This window comes from Campylobacter sp. IFREMER_LSEM_CL2256 (genome assembly GCF_025771645.1).
GTDB lineage: Bacteria > Campylobacterota > Campylobacteria > Campylobacterales > Campylobacteraceae > Campylobacter_D.
The window spans coordinates 107,803-124,052 of sequence record NZ_JAKMQQ010000006.1 but is presented as its reverse complement, the minus strand read 5'-3'; the positions used below and the strand labels follow the sequence as shown (position 1 = coordinate 124,052).

The 16,250-nt window shown below is 28.6% G+C and carries 16 protein-coding genes and 1 pseudogene; 14 read left to right on the top strand and 3 right to left on the bottom strand.

Annotation, left to right across the window (positions count from 1 at the left end; all coding sequences use genetic code 11):
• The 4 genes and pseudogenes from L8U00_RS04450 to L8U00_RS04435 form a co-directional block, all read left to right on the top strand.
• Positions 1-375: pseudogene (locus tag L8U00_RS04450) on the top strand (hypothetical protein); the annotation flags it as partial.
• A 40-nt stretch (positions 376-415) separates the two neighbouring features.
• Positions 416-1,417: a glycosyltransferase gene (locus L8U00_RS04445; protein ID WP_263708640.1), complete on the top strand. Its 1,002-nt coding sequence runs from the start codon at positions 416-418 to the stop codon at positions 1,415-1,417.
• Positions 1,411-3,396 carry a capsular polysaccharide biosynthesis protein gene (locus tag L8U00_RS04440; protein ID WP_263708639.1) on the top strand — a complete coding sequence of 662 codons (1,986 nt, stop codon included), beginning with the start codon at positions 1,411-1,413 and terminating at the stop codon, positions 3,394-3,396. Before L8U00_RS04445 ends, L8U00_RS04440 begins: the two co-directional genes overlap by 7 nt.
• Entirely contained in the window at positions 3,393-4,571 is a 1,179-nt protein-coding gene (locus L8U00_RS04435; protein WP_263708638.1) for a capsule biosynthesis protein, read from the top strand. The genes L8U00_RS04440 and L8U00_RS04435 overlap by 4 nt, the downstream gene beginning before the upstream one ends.
• On the opposite strand, the gene L8U00_RS04430 is transcribed toward L8U00_RS04435, so the two are convergent.
• Positions 4,568-6,076, bottom strand: a complete 1,509-nt coding sequence (locus L8U00_RS04430; RefSeq protein WP_263708637.1) for an SGNH/GDSL hydrolase family protein — start codon at positions 6,074-6,076, stop codon at positions 4,568-4,570. The two genes, L8U00_RS04435 and L8U00_RS04430, sit on opposite strands and share 4 nt — an antisense overlap.
• Before the next feature lie 162 nt (positions 6,077-6,238).
• Here L8U00_RS04430 and L8U00_RS04425 point away from each other — a divergent pair, with 162 nt between their 5' ends.
• Genes L8U00_RS04425 through L8U00_RS04415 form a run of 3 tightly spaced genes read left to right on the top strand, consistent with a single transcriptional unit; the run spans position 6,239 to position 9,102 of the window.
• A complete protein-coding gene (locus tag L8U00_RS04425; protein WP_263708636.1) occupies positions 6,239-7,369 on the top strand; it encodes a DUF829 domain-containing protein in 1,131 nt (376 codons plus the stop codon).
• A gap of 9 nt (positions 7,370-7,378) precedes the next feature.
• Positions 7,379-8,752: a cytochrome P450 gene (locus tag L8U00_RS04420; RefSeq protein ID WP_263708635.1), complete on the top strand. Its 1,374-nt coding sequence runs from the start codon at positions 7,379-7,381 to the stop codon at positions 8,750-8,752.
• Complete coding sequence (locus L8U00_RS04415; protein WP_039625388.1) at positions 8,749-9,102, top strand: membrane protein; 354 nt, start codon at positions 8,749-8,751, stop codon at positions 9,100-9,102. Before L8U00_RS04420 ends, L8U00_RS04415 begins: the two co-directional genes overlap by 4 nt.
• On the opposite strand, the gene nusA is transcribed toward L8U00_RS04415, so the two are convergent.
• Positions 9,099-10,190, bottom strand: coding sequence for a transcription termination factor NusA (gene nusA / locus L8U00_RS04410; RefSeq protein ID WP_263708634.1), 1,092 nt, complete (start codon positions 10,188-10,190; stop codon positions 9,099-9,101). The genes L8U00_RS04415 and nusA overlap by 4 nt on opposite strands.
• Before the next feature lie 123 nt (positions 10,191-10,313).
• Here nusA and L8U00_RS04405 point away from each other — a divergent pair, with 123 nt between their 5' ends.
• Genes L8U00_RS04405 through L8U00_RS04380 form a run of 6 tightly spaced genes read left to right on the top strand, consistent with a single transcriptional unit; the run spans position 10,314 to position 14,503 of the window.
• A complete protein-coding gene (locus tag L8U00_RS04405; RefSeq protein WP_039617566.1) occupies positions 10,314-10,556 on the top strand; it encodes an HP0268 family nuclease in 243 nt (80 codons plus the stop codon).
• On the top strand, positions 10,553-11,851 hold the full coding sequence (miaB, locus tag L8U00_RS04400; protein ID WP_263708633.1) for a tRNA (N6-isopentenyl adenosine(37)-C2)-methylthiotransferase MiaB: 1,299 nt from the start codon (positions 10,553-10,555) through the stop codon (positions 11,849-11,851). Before L8U00_RS04405 ends, miaB begins: the two co-directional genes overlap by 4 nt.
• Entirely contained in the window at positions 11,835-12,458 is a 624-nt protein-coding gene (locus L8U00_RS04395; protein WP_263708632.1) for a lysophospholipid acyltransferase family protein, read from the top strand. Before miaB ends, L8U00_RS04395 begins: the two co-directional genes overlap by 17 nt.
• A gap of 5 nt (positions 12,459-12,463) precedes the next feature.
• The gene (locus L8U00_RS04390; RefSeq protein ID WP_263708631.1) at positions 12,464-13,429 is read left to right on the top strand and encodes a hypothetical protein; all 966 of its coding nucleotides are present in this window, start codon (positions 12,464-12,466) and stop codon (positions 13,427-13,429) included.
• Positions 13,426-13,980 (top strand): hypothetical protein, encoded by a 555-nt coding sequence (locus L8U00_RS04385; protein WP_039627963.1) that lies wholly within the window; start codon positions 13,426-13,428, stop codon positions 13,978-13,980. The genes L8U00_RS04390 and L8U00_RS04385 overlap by 4 nt, the downstream gene beginning before the upstream one ends.
• Positions 13,964-14,503, top strand: coding sequence for a hypothetical protein (locus L8U00_RS04380; protein ID WP_263682682.1), 540 nt, complete (start codon positions 13,964-13,966; stop codon positions 14,501-14,503). Before L8U00_RS04385 ends, L8U00_RS04380 begins: the two co-directional genes overlap by 17 nt.
• On the opposite strand, the gene L8U00_RS04375 is transcribed toward L8U00_RS04380, so the two are convergent.
• Complete coding sequence (locus L8U00_RS04375) at positions 14,490-15,287, bottom strand: membrane lipoprotein lipid attachment site-containing protein (RefSeq protein ID WP_263708630.1); 798 nt, start codon at positions 15,285-15,287, stop codon at positions 14,490-14,492. The genes L8U00_RS04380 and L8U00_RS04375 overlap by 14 nt on opposite strands.
• Positions 15,288-15,359: 72 nt before the next feature.
• Here L8U00_RS04375 and lgt point away from each other — a divergent pair, with 72 nt between their 5' ends.
• The gene (lgt, locus tag L8U00_RS04370) at positions 15,360-16,208 is read left to right on the top strand and encodes a prolipoprotein diacylglyceryl transferase (RefSeq protein ID WP_263708629.1); all 849 of its coding nucleotides are present in this window, start codon (positions 15,360-15,362) and stop codon (positions 16,206-16,208) included.
• Positions 16,209-16,250: the final 42 nt, after the last annotated feature.

Genomic DNA, 16,250 nt, shown 5'->3' with positions numbered 1-16,250 from the left:
TATTCTAAACACGGTTCGGCCAAAACAAGAATTCAAAACCAACTCTCTTATAAACTAGGTCAAGCCATGATAGTAAATTCAAAATCTATATTAGGTTATATAAGAATGCCTTTTGTTTTATCTTATATAAAAGATAAACATAAACAAGAACAAAAAATCTATCAAGAAAAAATAAAAAAAGATCCTTCTTTAAAATTACCTCCTTTAGAATCTTATCTTGATTATCAAGAAGCCTTAAAACTTAAAAATCATCTTTCTTATAAACTAGGAGAGGCTCTTATACAAGCTAATAAAACTTGGTATAAGGGAGGATATGTTAAGCTATGGTTTAAGATTAGGGAGTTAAAAAGGAAGATTAAGAATTATAGTATATAATTTATATTAAAAAATATTTTAATGCTTATGTGTGAATAGTATGTTAAAAATTGCCTTAATTGCTGATGAATTAACCTATGCTTCTTTAAAAGTAGAGGATGGAGTAATTATAAAAAATATAACTCCATTGAATTATAAGTTTATATTTTATTTTTGGAAACCTGATTTTTTATTTGTTGAGTCAGCTTGGCATGGTTTTAAAAATAAATGGAAATATAAAATTGCTTCATATCCTGATTATCCAAAGAGAAATAACAAAAAATTACAAAAGCTTGTTAATTTTGCAAAAATGTTAGATATTCCTACGGTATTTTGGAATAAAGAAGATTATGTGCATTTTGATAGATTTATCAATAGTGCAAAATTGTTTGATTTTATATTTACTGTTGATGAAAATTGTATATCAAAATATAAATCTTATGTAGGAAAAAATTCTTATGTAGGTGTTTTACCTTTTGCTGTTCAATCCAAATTTCATAATTTTACTGGATTTAATTTTATATCCACTAAGGCTAATTTTGTTGGAAGTTATTCAAAGCATATACATGAAAAAAGAAGATTTTATCAAGATATGATGTTTAAATTATCATCCAAGATAAATAACCTTGATGTTTATGATAGAAATTCAAATAGAAAATCTATAAATTATAGATATCCAAATTTTAAAGGTATACAAATTTATCCTTCAGTTGAGTATGAAAAAACTGCAGAAATATATAAAAAATATCTAATTTCTTTAAATGTTAATACTATAGAAAATTCCCCTACCATGTTTTCAAGAAGACTTATAGAGATTATAGCTTGTGGAGGTGTAGCTATTACTAATCATACGCCAGCTGTTGAAAAATATTTCAAAGACTATTGCTATTCATTTCAAACCGAGGAAGAATTAAAAGATTTGCTATATAGGTTTAAAAAAGATGGTTTAAATGAAGATGATAAGATAAGTTTGAAAAAAGGAGCGGAATTTATCGCAAAAAATCATACGTGGAAGCAAAGATTAGAACAAATTATAGATGCTATAGGTATAAAAAAATGCTAAATGGTTATTGTTTTTATATAAACAATTTTATTCAAATATTTTACAAAAAAAACTTCATAGGATGGGGAAGAAAACGTACTGGCAGATGGGCTTCTTTTTTATATAAAAAATTTAATGGTTCTTTGATTTTGCTAGAGGATGGCTTTTTGCGCTCATTAAATTTAGGTGTAGAAAAAAGTCCGAGTTTTTCTATCGTCAAAGATGATGCGGGAATTTATTACGATGCAACTGCACCATCTAAACTTGAAAATATTTTAAATACTTATGAGTTTAGCTCTAAAGAGCTAAAGCAAGCAAAAAAAGCTATAGAGCTTATAAAAACAGAAAAACTTAGCAAGTATAATAATAATTTTTGCGTGCCAAAAGAGCTTTTTGACGTCAACGAAGAACGCGCATTAATCATCACTCAAGTAGCAAATGATGCTTCATTAAAATTTGGCTTAGCTGATAATTTCTCAACTCAAGATATCATAAATGATGCTATTAAAGAAAATCCAAATGCTAAAATATACATTAAAATTCATCCTGATGTATTAAGTGGTAAAAAGCAAAGTGATTTTGATGTGCAAGATTTGCCAAACAAATGTGTAATTATAAAAGAAAATTATAATCCCATAGAATTGCTAAGTCATTTTAAAAAAGTTTACACTAAGACTTCTGGTATGGGCTTTGAAGCTTTAATGTTAGGGCGAGAATGTGTGTGTTATGGTATGCCATTTTATGCAGGCTGGGGTTTAACTCAAGATAAGCAAGCGTGTAAAAGAAGGCTTAAAAAAAGAACTTTGGAAGAGGTTTTTTATGCTACTTATATTTTATATAGTGAATATTTTAATCCTTACTTAAATCAAAAAAGTGATATTTTTGATACTATTCATACTTTAGCAAAGTATAAAAAGACAGAACAAGCTAATTCAAATACTTTGTATTTTTTAGGTTTTTCTAAATGGAAAAGAGAGTTTGTAAGACCTTTTTTTAAAGCTAAAAATAATAAAATCATTTTTTTAAACTCATTAGATGAACTCTATAAAGCGAATTTAAATCTTGAAGATAAAATTTTCATTTGGGGTAAAAAGCATGATAAAACTTTACTAGCTAAAGATTTTAAAAATACAATTTTCTTAGTAGAAGATGGCTTTTTACGCTCCGTTTTTTTAGGCTCAGATCTTACACGCCCTTTTTCTTTGATAGTAGATAGTAAAGGCTTGTATGTAGATCCAAGTAAACCAAGCGATTTAGAAGATATTTTGCAAAATCACATTTTTGATGAGAGTTTAAAACAAAGAGCTAAAAAACTCATTACTACCATTACACAAAATAAATTTTCAAAGTATAATGGCTTAAAGCATGAAACATTAAATTTTAATACCAATAAAAAAATCATCTTAATCCCTGCTCAAGTAGAAGATGATGCTTCTATGATTTTAGGTGGTGCAGGTTATGATACCTTAAAACTTTTACAAAGTGTAAGAAAGGCCAATGAAAACGCCTTTATAGTTTTTAAACCTCACCCTGATGTTTTAAGCGGTAACCGTAAGGGTTTAAAAGATAAAAACATTATTTTAAAATACTGTGATGAGATTATAGAAAATGTCAGTATAGATAGTGCTATCAATGCAAGTGATGAAGTCCACACTATAACCTCCACAAGTGGTTTTGATGCTCTTTTGCGTGGTAAAAAAGTAGTAGTGTATGGTAAGCCTTTTTATGCAGGCTGGGGTTTGACAAGCGATTTGCATGAAATCCCAAGACGTACAAGAGTGCTTAGTTTAGAAGAGTTGGTCGCGGGAGTTTTGATCCTTTATCCAAGATACATCCATCCAAAAAATAAAAATTTATGTGAAGTTGAGCTTGCATTAGATATAATGTTAAAAATGCAAAAAGATTATTTTTCTAAATTTTATTTGCGTTGGTTTATAGATATAAGAATTTATATATTAAGAAAAATAAGAAGATTGATAGAATTTATTTTGATTAGATGAATTTAAGTAAAAAGTTAAAAAAATTTTCTGGTAAAAATGTTTTATTGCTCCAAGGACCCGTAGGAGGATTTTTTCGTAAAATCGCTACAAAAATTCCAAAAGCTAAGGTTTATAAAGTAAATTTTAATGGAGGGGATTTTTTATTTTACCCTTTTAAAAGCATTAATTACACTAAAAGTTTAGCCGAGCTTGAAGACTTTTATAAAAAGCTTTTTGAAGAAAAACAAATTCAAGCTATCTTGATGTATAATGATTGTAGAAAAGTGCATGAAATCGCCATTAGTGTTGCTAAACAAATGGGTATTGAAGTATGGATTTTTGAAGAAGGTTATATAAGACCAAATTTTATTACTTTTGAAAAAGATGGAGTGAATGCAAACTCCACTTTACCAAGAGAAAAAGAGTTTTATCTAAGTCAGAAAAAATTTGATAAAGATTTTAAATTTAAAACTTTCTCAAGTACTTTTAGAAATATGGCCTTTGCTTCGTTTTTATATTGGCTTTTTGCTTTTTTATTTTCTTGGTATTTTAATAATTCTTTACACCATAGAAGTTTAAAATTATTTGACTTTTTACCTTGGCTTTGCTCGGTATATAGAAAAAACAAATACAAAATCACAGAAAAAAGTTTAAATGAAAAAATTCTTTCTCTAAAACAAAAGTATTTTTTAGCTATTTTGCAAGTGCATAATGACACTCAACTATCTCATCATTATAAAAAAACTACAGAAAAATTTATAGAAGAGGTGATCATCTCTTTTGCTAATCATGCCAAAGCAAAGTCTTATCTAGTTTTTAAGCATCATCCTATGGATCGTGGCTATAGGGACTATACTAAACTTATAGAAGATTTGAGCTTAAAATACAATGTCGAGGGTAGAATTTTATATGTGCACGATTTGCATTTACCTACACTTTTAATCAATACAAGAGGTACTATAGTCATAAATAGTACAGTAGGACTTTCTGCTTTATATCACAATAGTCCTTTAAAGGTTATGGGTAAAGCTTTTTATGATATTGAAGGTTTGACTTATCAAAAAAGCTTGCATACTTTTTGGAAAGAATGCAGAGCGTATAAACCTGATGCGGTTTTACATGCTAAATTTAGAAATTATGTGATATATAAAACCCAAGTTAATGGGAATTTTTTCAAAAATACTAGTTTAGATTAAATTTTCTTTTTATAATTTTTTGCAATCTTTTTTAGCTTAAAAGGTAAGCTTAAATAGCCTATTTTAAAAGGGGTTCTTGAAGCTTGTAAAAGTGCATTACCTAAAAGATAAGGCAAGTGTGTTTTGGCTATTTGAGCATGTTTATAGTCTACATAAGCTTTTAGTGGCGGTAGATTTTTTTGATTTTTTTGATTTTTAAAATGCTCTTTTTTGATTTTTCTTAGTTCAAAAGGTATTTTAAGGCAATCTAAATAACTTTTACTATTTTTCATGATAGCTTCCCCAAGCTTATAGCTTAGTCTTTCTTTTATCCTTAAGCTAGCTCCATAAAGTTTATTGTTTTGATGGATAAATATCTCATATTCGTTTTTTAAACCTTTGTGATTTAAAAAACGCAAAAGATTATGATTTTGACTTTGTAAAAAAGTTTGCATATCAAGTTTTTTTAGTTCATAGTATTCTAGTGCTAATTCTTTATAAAATGCTATAGGTGGTATTAAAGAATCATGGGTATTTATAAGATAATTTTTACATTCAATCTTTTTATCATTATCATTTTCTAAAAGTAAAATTCCTATTAAGTCCACATAATCAAGCCTTGGTGTTTTTTCATTTGCTATGCTTAAGCCTGAACTTTCTTCACTTTGCTTGATAACTTGTGTATTGACATACAAAAAGGTTTGCTCATCACAAATTGCTTTTTCATTTTGTATATCTTGAAAAGCATTGATAAGTCCAAAATTTTTTACTAATTTAAAAGATGAGTTTTCAATACTTATAGATGATATAGCATGGGTTGATGAGTTAGTGTGATTCCAAGCGTGCATGCCTAAGATTTGATAGTTTGTTAACTCTTTTGGAAAAATGATTTTTTCATTAGCTTTAATTTTTGTAGTTTTTTCACAAAAAAATGAGTTTTTATGCTCTATTTTAGTTAAATTTGAGGGCGTAAAGATATGAAATTTTCTTTTTGAGCAAATGATATTTTCTTTGGATTTTTTAAAGCTATGTAAATTTTTAATGATGTTTTTACCAAGCTCTTGCATAGCTAGTGGCATAGGGTGGAATTTATAGTTTTGATCAAAATCATAAAGATTATTTTTTTGGTAGTAAAAGTCTACATCGATTAGATTAAAACCATAATAAGCACAATTTTTCCTATGAGCTTCATTAATAGCTTTTGATTTATCATTACAAGCTGGTATGGGGAGTATAAGTACTATGGTAATTTTGTTTGCTTTGTAAAGTTCTTCGTAAAAATAATCAATATTTCTAAGTATAATATTTAAACTCATAGGGCTTAAATAATCATTGATATTTGATTCGCTGATGATGTAATCACTTTTATTTATAGTATTTTTATGGCGTATTAACTCATAAAGATTTTGTAAAGAAGTACTAAGTCCTAAAGCGTAATTATGTAATGTAATGTCTTTATTTTCAAGACCTATCCTAAGACCATTTTTAACTACACTATTGCTACCACCTAGTAAGATTACATTCATAAGTTCTTTCTTGTTTATAAATTTTTATTTATTTTATAAAATATTTTTTAATGAATAATTTCAGAGTAAAAACACCTCATTTTACCTTTAAATAAGCATTTGACAAAGATAACAACTTTAGCTATATTTTTAAATTCATTTTTGAGTTTATTTGGGATTTTAATGGATAAATTGTGTCAAAAAAGAGATGTTTTTTATATAGCTGGTTATGATCCTAGAGGATATAGGCATTATTATGCTATGTTTAAAAAAAATTTAGCCGAGCAAAATATACTTTTAAATTATGATTATACTTTATCAAAAGCTCAAGTTAATGCATATGCTTTTTGGCAAATTCAAACCCCGCATACAAGTACTTCTTACACCTTTTTAAGCTGGAATGATATAGTCAAAAAAAATTGGTCAGAAGGTATAAAAGATGCTTTGAGTGATTGTTATAGTTTTTTTAGAATTTATACCATCACAGGACTTTTTTTAAAATTCGGTAAAGAATCCCCGCACCAACTTATCACAGGTTATTATCCATTTTTTTATGTACTTTTGAGTTTGATTTTTACTTTAGCTTGTGCTTTTGGAAGTTTGTTGTATTTGCAAAATTTTCATATTGTTTTGGGAATTTTAGCTTTTATTTTATCATTAGTGTTTTTACCAAAAATGTTTTATAAATTAGGTAAGAAATTAGCTGTTTTTTGGATAGCTAGAATTTGTTCTTTTTGTGCAAACTGGGAGAAAAATTCTCAAGGTGAGCTTGAGTTAAGAATGGATGATTTTGCTAGAGTTATTTTTGAAAAACTAAAAGAAAATGTAAAAGATAAAAATTATGAGATTATCTTAAGCGCACATAGCGTAGGAACAGTGCTTTGTATAAATGTTTTAGCAAAAGTGCTTAGAAAATGTGAAAAAGAAAATGTTTCTTTTGAAAATTTAAAGGTTTTAACTTTAGGCGAGTGTATACCTTTGGTAAGCTATCAAAAAAGATCTTTTGAGTTTAGAAAAGACTTAGAGTATTTAGGAAGTAAGAATTTAATATGGTATGATTTTACCTCTATTATAGATGGGGCTTGTTTTGCACAAGTTGATTTTATACGCACAAGCAGAGTAAAAGCACAATTTAGTCCAAAATACCTTTCGGCTAAATTTCATACCTTATATAAAAATAAAGATTATAAAAAAATCAAAAAAGACAAATATAAAGCACATTTTTTATATTTATTTGCTACACAAATTCAAGGAGTATATAACTTTTTTGAATTTATCATAGGTAAAAATAAACTAGAAGAAAAAATCAAATAGGAGAAAAACATGGGTCAGTGTCCTTTTCATCCAAAGCCTTACAAAAATAAAGCTTCTACATTAACCACTTTTTTACTAAAAAGAAGATCATGGCTTGATGGACTTTATGAGCGAAGCTATAAAATGATGATGGGCAGAGTAAAAATGCCTGGATTTGATCTATATGTAGTAAATGATCCAAAAGAAGTTAGACGCATTATGGTGGATGAGGTTAGAGAATACCCAAAAAGCCAACTTTTACATGAGCTTTTAGAGCCACTTTTGGGCATAAGCATTTTTACAACTAATGATAGAGTATGGGAAAAGCAAAGAGAACTTTTAAGACCTTCTTTTGAAATGACGAGAATTTCTAAGGTTTTTAATTTGATGAGTGAAGCAGCTTCTGATATGATGGCAAGATTTGCAAAGTATGAAGATAAAGCGATTATAGAAGTAGATGAAGCTATGACTTTTGTGACTGCAGATGTGATTTTTAGAACTATCATGTCATCAAAACTTGATGAGCAAAAAGGCAAACTTGTTTTGGATGCTTTTGTAACTGTGCAAGAAGAAACAGTTAAAACAGCTATGCGAAGAATGTTTCGTTTCCCAACTTGGCTTTCAAATCTTTTGGGCGAGAGAAAAAGACTTAAAGCAGGTGGAGTTATACGCAAGGTTTTATCAGATATTATAAAACCAAGATATGATAATGCTGTAAATGATCAAGGAAAATATGAAGATATTTTATCATCATTACTTATGGTGGTAGATGCAGATACTAATGAGAGATTTTCTTTTAATGAAATTTTAGACCAAGTTGCCATGCTTTTCTTAGCAGGTCATGAAACCACTGCAAGCTCGCTAACTTGGACACTATATATTTTAAGTATTTCTCCAAAAGAACAACAAAAAGCCTATGAAGAAATCATGCAAGTTGCAGGTGATGAGGAGTTTAAAATAGAACATGTTAGAGCGATGAAATATCTTACAAATGTGTTTAAAGAAAGTTTAAGACTTTATCCGCCAGTTGGTTTTTTCGCTAGAGAAGCAAGAAATGATAACAAAATGAGAGATAAGCTTATCAAAAAAGGTTCAGGCGTAGTGGTAGCTCCATGGCTTATCCACAGACATGATAGTTTTTGGGAAAATCCACATGAGTTTGATCCAAGTCGCCATGAAGATAAAAGCAAGATTAAAAAAGACACTTATATGCCTTTTGGTATGGGAGAGCGTGTGTGTATAGGGCAGGGCTTTGCTATGCAAGAGGCTGTTTTGATTTTAGCTAATATTTTAAGGACTTATAAGTTAGAATTAGAAGAAAATTTCGTGCCTGATATAGTAGGAAGACTAACTATAAGATCAGCTAACGGTATGAATATAAGATTTATAAAAAGGCAAAAATGAAAGAAAAATTAGCAGGAACCATACTACTTTGTGCTATCGTTCCTTTAGCGGTGATTAGTTATCTTTTTATTGTTATAGTGGGTACTTTTGGCAATCCTGCTAGGGTTAGACAAGGTGTGAGAGCACTTGATCATTTTGTCAATGCTACTTTGTTTAATGGTTATGCTTGGGAGTCTTTATCATCTCATGCTTGGAGAGAACGTGATAAAAGATGGGCTAAAATAGTTATTAAAATCACAGATTTTTTTGACAAAAATCACTGCCAAAAGGCAAATAAAAGAGAGCAAGAGGTTGTGGATTTGGTTTTAAAGAAAAAACTTACCGAACAAACAGTCGGTAAGCAACTTTAATTTTCTCCAAATAAAGCTTTAAGATTTTTAAATGCTTCTTCTTGGTTATTAGTTTTATCTTCATTATTTACTTCATTAAGCTCTATCTCATATCCAAGAAGCATACTAGCTAAGCGTATATTAATACCACTTTTTCCTATGGCTTTACTTTTTTGCTCGCTATTTAGCGTTACAATAGTCTTTTTATCTTCGATACTAACTGAGTTTATAATAGCTGGAGCTAAGCTTCTTGTGATTAAAATTGCCATTTCATTAGAATACTCAATGCAGTCAATATTTTCATTTTTTAATTCTTTGCTTACGGCATTGATTCTAACTCCTTTTATACCCACAGTTGCTCCTACTGCATCAACGCTTGGACTATTAGTTTGCAAGATGATTTTTGCTCTCTCGCCTGGAATTCTTGCACTTGCATAAATATTTATAAGACCATCTTTGATTTCAGGAACTTCAGCTTTTAATAAAGCTTCTAAAAATTTAGGGCTAGTTCTACTAAGTTCCATTCTCATACCTGATTTATCAATATATACATGTCTAATAACAGCTTTAATCACATCGCCAACTTTAAATTTTTCACCTTTGATACGATTTTTTCTAGGTAAATATGCACGAAACTCATCAATTTCTACATAAGTATTTTCTTCACTATCTACTCTTACCACGCTACCAAAAACCATATGTCCTACCATTTTTTGGTATTTTTCATAGATTTTTTCTTCTAAGAGTTTTTGAATGTTATATTCTAATTCTTTATGTAAGATATTTACAGCAGTACGACCTAAATTTTCCAAAGAACACTCATAAGTTAGCTCATCGCCAATTTCTACATCTTTAGCTTCAGCCCTTGCTTTACTTAAGGCGATAAAATGCTCATTTTCATTTTCTAATCTTTCATCATTATCAGCTACTACGATGATTTTTTGATAAAGTTGTAAATTTTTACCTGAATCAACAAAAAATTCATACTTATCACCATAAATTTTCTTAGCAGTATTAATAAGCGCTTTTTTAACTCTTTCTCTTACATCTTCTATTTGTAAATTTTTCTCATTAGCAATGGATTCAATTATATCTGTGATTTTTTCCATAATGACAATACAACCTTAATTTTGGATTTTAAAAGTTTGAAGAATAAAATTATATCTTTAATAAGTTTAATTAAAAGTAAAATTTGCTATAATTTCAGATTAAAAAAACTTGAGGATGATGATATGGATTTAAAAATAGCAAGAACCTCTGTTGATGAAAAGCCAAAAAGTATAAGTTTAGAAAGTATTGAAAAGGCTGTAGATAAAGAAGGTCAAAAATTTTTCTATTTTGATAAAGACAATGCACATAAGCAATTAATCGCTTTAGTAGAGCATTTTGAAAAAAAAGGAAAATGTGTTTATCATAGAACAATCAAATATGGTTTAGATGATACAGATTTTATGTATGAGGTACACATTCTTTGAGTAAAAAACTTTTTATACAAACTTTAGGTTGTGCTATGAATGTGCGTGATTCAGAGCATATGATAGCCGAACTTAAAGAAAAAGAAAATTACGAATTAACTCAAGACGCAAAAGAAGCAGATTTGATTTTAATCAATACTTGCTCAGTACGTGAAAAGCCTGTGCATAAGCTTTTTTCAGAAGTTGGAAGTTTTGAAAAAATCAAAAAAAATGGCGCTAAAATAGGAGTTTGTGGTTGCACTGCCTCACATTTGGGAGATGAGATTTTTAAGCGTGCTCCAAATGTAGATTTTGTTTTGGGTGCTAGGAATGTTTCTAAAATCACAAAGGCTGTAAATACTCCAAAATTTTTAGGTAATGATATAGATTTTGATGAGAGTAACTATGCTTTTGCAGATTTTAGAAATAGCCTTTATAAAACCTATATTAATATCTCCATAGGTTGCGATAAGCATTGTACTTATTGTATAGTGCCTCATACAAGAGGAGATGAGATTTCTATACCTTTTGAGATTATTAAAAATGAAGCATTAAAAGCTGTTTCTAAAGGTGCTAAAGAGATTTTTTTGCTAGGACAAAATGTTAATAATTATGGTAAAAGATTTTCTAATGCACATGAAAAGATTAATTTTTCAGATCTTTTAGAAAAGTTAAGTGAAATTGAAGGTCTAGAGCGTATCCGTTTTACAAGTCCACATCCATTGCATATGGATGATAGATTTTTAGAGGTTTTTTCTAAAAATCCTAAAGTTTGTAAGTCTATGCATATGCCTTTACAAAGTGGCTCAAGTGAAATTTTAAAGGCTATGAAACGCGGTTATACTAAAGAGTGGTATTTAGATAGAGCCTTGAAACTTCGTTCTATGTGCAAAGATGTGAGTATTTCTACTGATGTGATTGTAGCTTTTCCAGGCGAGAGTGATAAAGATTTTGAAGATACTATGGATGTACTTGAAAAAGTGCGTTTTGAGCAAATGTTTTCTTTTAAATACTCTAAAAGACCACTAACTAAAGCTGCGACTATGCAAAATCAAATTTCTGATGATATAGCTTCAAAACGCTTGAGTATTTTACAAGCTAGACATACAGAAATTTTAGATGAAATTGTTGCAAAGCAAAAAGATAAAGAATTTGAAGTTTTATTTGAAGAATTAAGAAGTGAAGGCTTTGTGGCAGGTAGAAGTGATAATAACTTTTTGATTCAAGTTAAAGGTAGTGAAGAGTTATTAGGACAAATGAAAAAAGTAAAAATCACCAATCCTAGGCGTATGGTGTTAAATGGCGAAATCCTTTAAGATTAATCTTTTAGCTTTTGGAATTTTTTTATTACAATGGCTGATTTTTTTAACTTGTAAAAAGGTTTATTTAGGGCAAAAGCTTCCAAAAAGATCATGTGTGATACTTTTTTGGCATGGGCGTCTTGCTCTAATGCCTTTTGCCTATCGTAAAATGGGTATTAAAGGAAAAAAGGCTTATGTGATGATTTCACACCATAAAGATGGAGAAATCATTGCTAGAAATATTGCCTTTTTTGGTTTGGATACTTTAAGAGGTAGTACAAGCAAAGGTGCTTTAGCTTTATTAAAACAATCTTTTAAAATCTTAGATCAAGGCGATGATGTGATTATCACTCCAGATGGGCCAAGAGGACCTTATCATAGTGTTTCAGATGGTTCTGTGATGATAGCTTTGAAAAAAAATACTCCACTTTTTTTGCTAAATTATGAAGCAAGTTCTTTTTGGGAATTTAAAAGCTGGGATAAAATGATCTTACCTAAACCTTTTTCTAAGATTACCTATAGACTAAGTGAAGAAATTAAAATACAAAATTTAAATTTAGAAGAAGCTAAAGTATTGATAAAAGAAAAATTTGATATGATAAGTCAAATAGACAAAGGATAAACACTATGTTATCTTTTTTTAGAAAGTATATTTTACAACTTTTAGTTTGTATTTGCTATGATGAAAAACAATACATTATAAGATGTCATACTTGGAAAAAATCTCAAGCTGTGGATACTTTTGAAAAAAGCTTTGAAGATAAAGAAAAAGCCATAGAATATGTAAAAAATTTAACTAAAGATTTTCAAATTTATTATATATGTACTTTTTTTACTCCTATTGCTCAAGGCGTTGTGCCAAGCTCAAATTTTAAAGATCTTTCTAATTTTGGTGTCGATGCAAGTAGTGTTAAGTGTATTTCTTTTAATAATGGTTTATTGTATGCATCTAATCATTCTTTAAGCTCATATGAGCAAGATTATGAGGCTTTTGGCGGTTTAGATTTACTTTATTCGCCTTTTTCTTTGCTTTATCATTGTATGGCAAATAGAGGTTTTGAAGAAAAAATAGGCCTTTATGTATATAGATACCATGATTTTGTTGCGATGTTAATTTGTAAAAATGAAGCTATATTATTTGGAAGTTATTTTAATATAGCTAGTCAAAATTATAATGAAGATGATTTTTTTGATGATATTAAAGAAGAATTTGATTTACAAATTGATGATGAAAATCAAGAAGAAGAAAATGAGCAAAATTATGATTTAAAAAGTTTAGAAGAAATGAGTCAAGAGCTTGATAAACTTGAGGAATTAGATGAAGAAAAAGAAGAGCTTCCTATCGAGTCTTTAGAAAATTTTAGCTCAGATATGAAAATGATAGAATACATCATCTCAAGTGTAAAAGAATTTTATCAAAATCCTTTGTATGATAATAGTTTTTTAGAAGAAATTGTGATTTTTGATGAGGAAAGTTTTAGCCCAACCTCGCTTGATTATTTAGAAAATGAGCTTTTTATAAAACCTAAAGTAGAGCTTGTAGATACTTTAAATTTGATGAATGAACTTATGGTGAAGGACTTAAAACTATGAGATATAGTCTAATCAAACCTAAGATAAAACCTGTTTTTAATCTTTTTACTAGAATTTGGATTTATTTTACTAGTATTAGTGTTGCTTTGATTTTTGTAGTATTTATTGTGGTTGTTTTTAAAAGCTATTATGCGTCTGTGCAACTTGATAATAAAAAAGAAGAATTAGCTCAAATTATCGCACAAATTAATGCTAATAAGCTTAAATATCAAGAATTAGTAAGACAAAATGATAAAGCAGAGTTAATTTTGGGAGATTTAGAGCAAGAGCAAGAAAATGGCAAAAATAAAGTTTTATTAAAAAGTATTCAAAATCTTTTTACTCTAGTGCCTAAAAACATATCTTTAGATGAGGTTTTAATGGAAGATAGATCACTTATTTTAAGAGGTATTACACCTACTAAAGAAATGTTTGCATTATTATTAGAGGCTCCATTAAGAAGTATTTTTTCCAATTCTCAAACAAGTTATTATCAATTAGAAAATGGGTGGTATCGCTTTGTAAGTGTAAATATCACTATACCAGAGGAAATGTATGAGCAAAAACGATAAGAGCTTAGAAGAAGCTGATGTATTAAAAATCTTGATTTATTCTTTTTCATTTGTAGCACTTTGTGCGATTTTGATTTTATTTTTAATCGTGCCTTTTTTGAAAGATTATAAAATCGAACATTCAAGATTAGCAACCCAGCAAATTCAAAACACTAAAGCAATAAACGAGTTGCAAGCTTTAGAAAAAGTTATTGATGAGTTTCAAAAGGTGAATGCGCAAAATTTAGCTCAAATCAATGCAGAATTTTCACAAAAAGAATTATTGGAATTTATGAAAAATTACTTTGATGATGTTAAAATCAATCTTATTCCTATTAAAAAAGAGCAAGAGTATTTAAAATACCAATTTGGAGCTAATGTAAAGATGAAAAATCCTCAGGCTTTTTATTCTTTTTTAAATGATTTGCAAAGATATAAAAATTTAATAGAAATTAGCACTCCTGTAGAGTTTAAATCCGAAGAAAAACACATTAATCTTAAATTTAAGATCAAAGTGTTTTACGCACAAGCTATTCAAAAATGATTACTTCATTATTTTGATAAGGAGTAGCTTTTTCTTCTTTTTTATCATCTTGTTTTACATCTTGAACTTCTGATCTTTCTTGTGTTTTTGGTTCTTCTTTGATTTCTTTTATACTCGTTTTTAAACTAGATGCGATTTCTTTATAAAAAGCAACAAAAACTTTATCAATTTCTAAAGCACTTGCTGCAAGACTTTCATTAACTTGGGTTGGAACAGCACTATATACTTCTCTAAAACTTTCTATGCTTGCTTGTCCTTTTATAGGATAATTTAAAATAATAGGATCGTTTAATTTTGCTGAGCTTGTTGTACTTTGGAAAGTATCTTCTTGGTGTAAATTATTTAAATGACTTTGAGCTTCTAAAATAATCATAAAAGAAGATTCCACACTATCGCCTCCAAGACTTGAATTTCTCGTAACCTTATCTTCATATAAACTAGCATTGATAACTATATTAAAAGCATAATCAGGATTTTCATTATCTATAATATATCCCTTACTTTGAAGCAATGCTTTGCTATCTTCTAAAAGTTGTTTTTTGAGTAATTCTAAGCTTTTATTAATTCTTTGATTTAGGGTAGATTGCTCAAAATATGAACTATAAAAAGTATTTTTTATAATTTCTACATCATTGATTTTGACTTTAGGGCTATTAGCATTTGTGTTGTTGTGTTCTTCAAAAGTACTTTTAAAATTTGGCATAGAAATATAATAAGTTTTTTGATTACCAGTGCAAGCACTTAAAAATAAAATTATGCTAAAAAATAATAATATTTTTTTCATTTTCTCTCCTTTTGATTTTTATAATTATAACAATTTTTTGCTATATTATATGTTTTATAATAAGGGCTTTTTATGGAATTTTGGCAAAATATTTATGCAAATTTTGATGTGGTAGCTTTTGAAATTTTTGGTTTAAAAGTGCATTGGTATGGTATTATGTATGTGTTAGCTTTGCTTGTTGCTTTAATGGTCGCAAAATACTATGCAATTAAAGATAATATGGGAATTTCAAAAGCTATGCTTGATAGCTATTTTATATGGGTAGAAATTGGTGTAATTTTAGGTGCAAGATTGGGTTATATTTTAATTTATGATGCGCATACTTTATGGTATCTTACTCACCCTTGGCAAATTTTTAATCCCTTTTATAATGGAGAATTTGTAGGGATTAGAGGTATGAGTTACCATGGAGCTGTTGTGGGATTTTTAATAGCAACTTATGCTTTTTGTAAAAAAAATAAGCAAAATTTATGGAAATATTTAGATTTAGTTGCTATTAGTGTGCCATGTGGATATATTTTTGGTCGTATTGGAAATTTTTTAAATCAAGAGTTATTTGGTAGAGCTACAGAAGTGCCTTGGGGTATTTATGTAGATGGGATATTGCGTCATCCATCGCAGCTTTATGAGGCATTTTTAGAAGGTTTTGTAGTTTTTGCTATTTTATTACTAATAAAAAAATATAAAAAATACAATGGAGAATTGATTGCTTATTATACGATTTTGTATGCTCTAGCGCGCTTTGTATGCGAGTTTTTTAGAGAGCCTGATTTTGGCATAGGCTTTGTGGCTTTTGGTATGAGTATGGGTCAGATATTAAGCTTATTAATGTTTTTATTAGGACTATTTTTATCTTTTTATTTAAGAAATATTAAAAAAATTTATAAATTTTTATTTATTTTAAGAATAAAAGTTCTATAATTGCTCCGATATTAAAACTTATCAACTTTTAAAAGGAGTAAA

What these genes read in the sequence shown, in the direction of transcription:
- L8U00_RS04445 (WP_263708640.1), top strand. Translation starts at nt 416, where the DNA reads ATGTTAAAAATTGCCTTAATTGCTGATGAATTAACCTATGCTTCTTTA.
- L8U00_RS04440 (WP_263708639.1), top strand. Translation starts at nt 1,411, where the DNA reads ATGCTAAATGGTTATTGTTTTTATATAAACAATTTTATTCAAATATTT.
- L8U00_RS04435 (WP_263708638.1), top strand. Translation starts at nt 3,393, where the DNA reads ATGAATTTAAGTAAAAAGTTAAAAAAATTTTCTGGTAAAAATGTTTTA.
- L8U00_RS04430 (WP_263708637.1), bottom strand. Translation starts at nt 6,076, where the DNA reads ATGAATGTAATCTTACTAGGTGGTAGCAATAGTGTAGTTAAAAATGGT.
- L8U00_RS04425 (WP_263708636.1), top strand. Translation starts at nt 6,239, where the DNA reads ATGGATAAATTGTGTCAAAAAAGAGATGTTTTTTATATAGCTGGTTAT.
- L8U00_RS04420 (WP_263708635.1), top strand. Translation starts at nt 7,379, where the DNA reads ATGGGTCAGTGTCCTTTTCATCCAAAGCCTTACAAAAATAAAGCTTCT.
- L8U00_RS04415 (WP_039625388.1), top strand. Translation starts at nt 8,749, where the DNA reads ATGAAAGAAAAATTAGCAGGAACCATACTACTTTGTGCTATCGTTCCT.
- nusA (WP_263708634.1), bottom strand. Translation starts at nt 10,190, where the DNA reads ATGGAAAAAATCACAGATATAATTGAATCCATTGCTAATGAGAAAAAT.
- L8U00_RS04405 (WP_039617566.1), top strand. Translation starts at nt 10,314, where the DNA reads ATGGATTTAAAAATAGCAAGAACCTCTGTTGATGAAAAGCCAAAAAGT.
- L8U00_RS04395 (WP_263708632.1), top strand. Translation starts at nt 11,835, where the DNA reads ATGGCGAAATCCTTTAAGATTAATCTTTTAGCTTTTGGAATTTTTTTA.
- L8U00_RS04390 (WP_263708631.1), top strand. Translation starts at nt 12,464, where the DNA reads ATGTTATCTTTTTTTAGAAAGTATATTTTACAACTTTTAGTTTGTATT.
- L8U00_RS04385 (WP_039627963.1), top strand. Translation starts at nt 13,426, where the DNA reads ATGAGATATAGTCTAATCAAACCTAAGATAAAACCTGTTTTTAATCTT.
- L8U00_RS04380 (WP_263682682.1), top strand. Translation starts at nt 13,964, where the DNA reads ATGAGCAAAAACGATAAGAGCTTAGAAGAAGCTGATGTATTAAAAATC.
- L8U00_RS04375 (WP_263708630.1), bottom strand. Translation starts at nt 15,287, where the DNA reads ATGAAAAAAATATTATTATTTTTTAGCATAATTTTATTTTTAAGTGCT.
- lgt (WP_263708629.1), top strand. Translation starts at nt 15,360, where the DNA reads ATGGAATTTTGGCAAAATATTTATGCAAATTTTGATGTGGTAGCTTTT.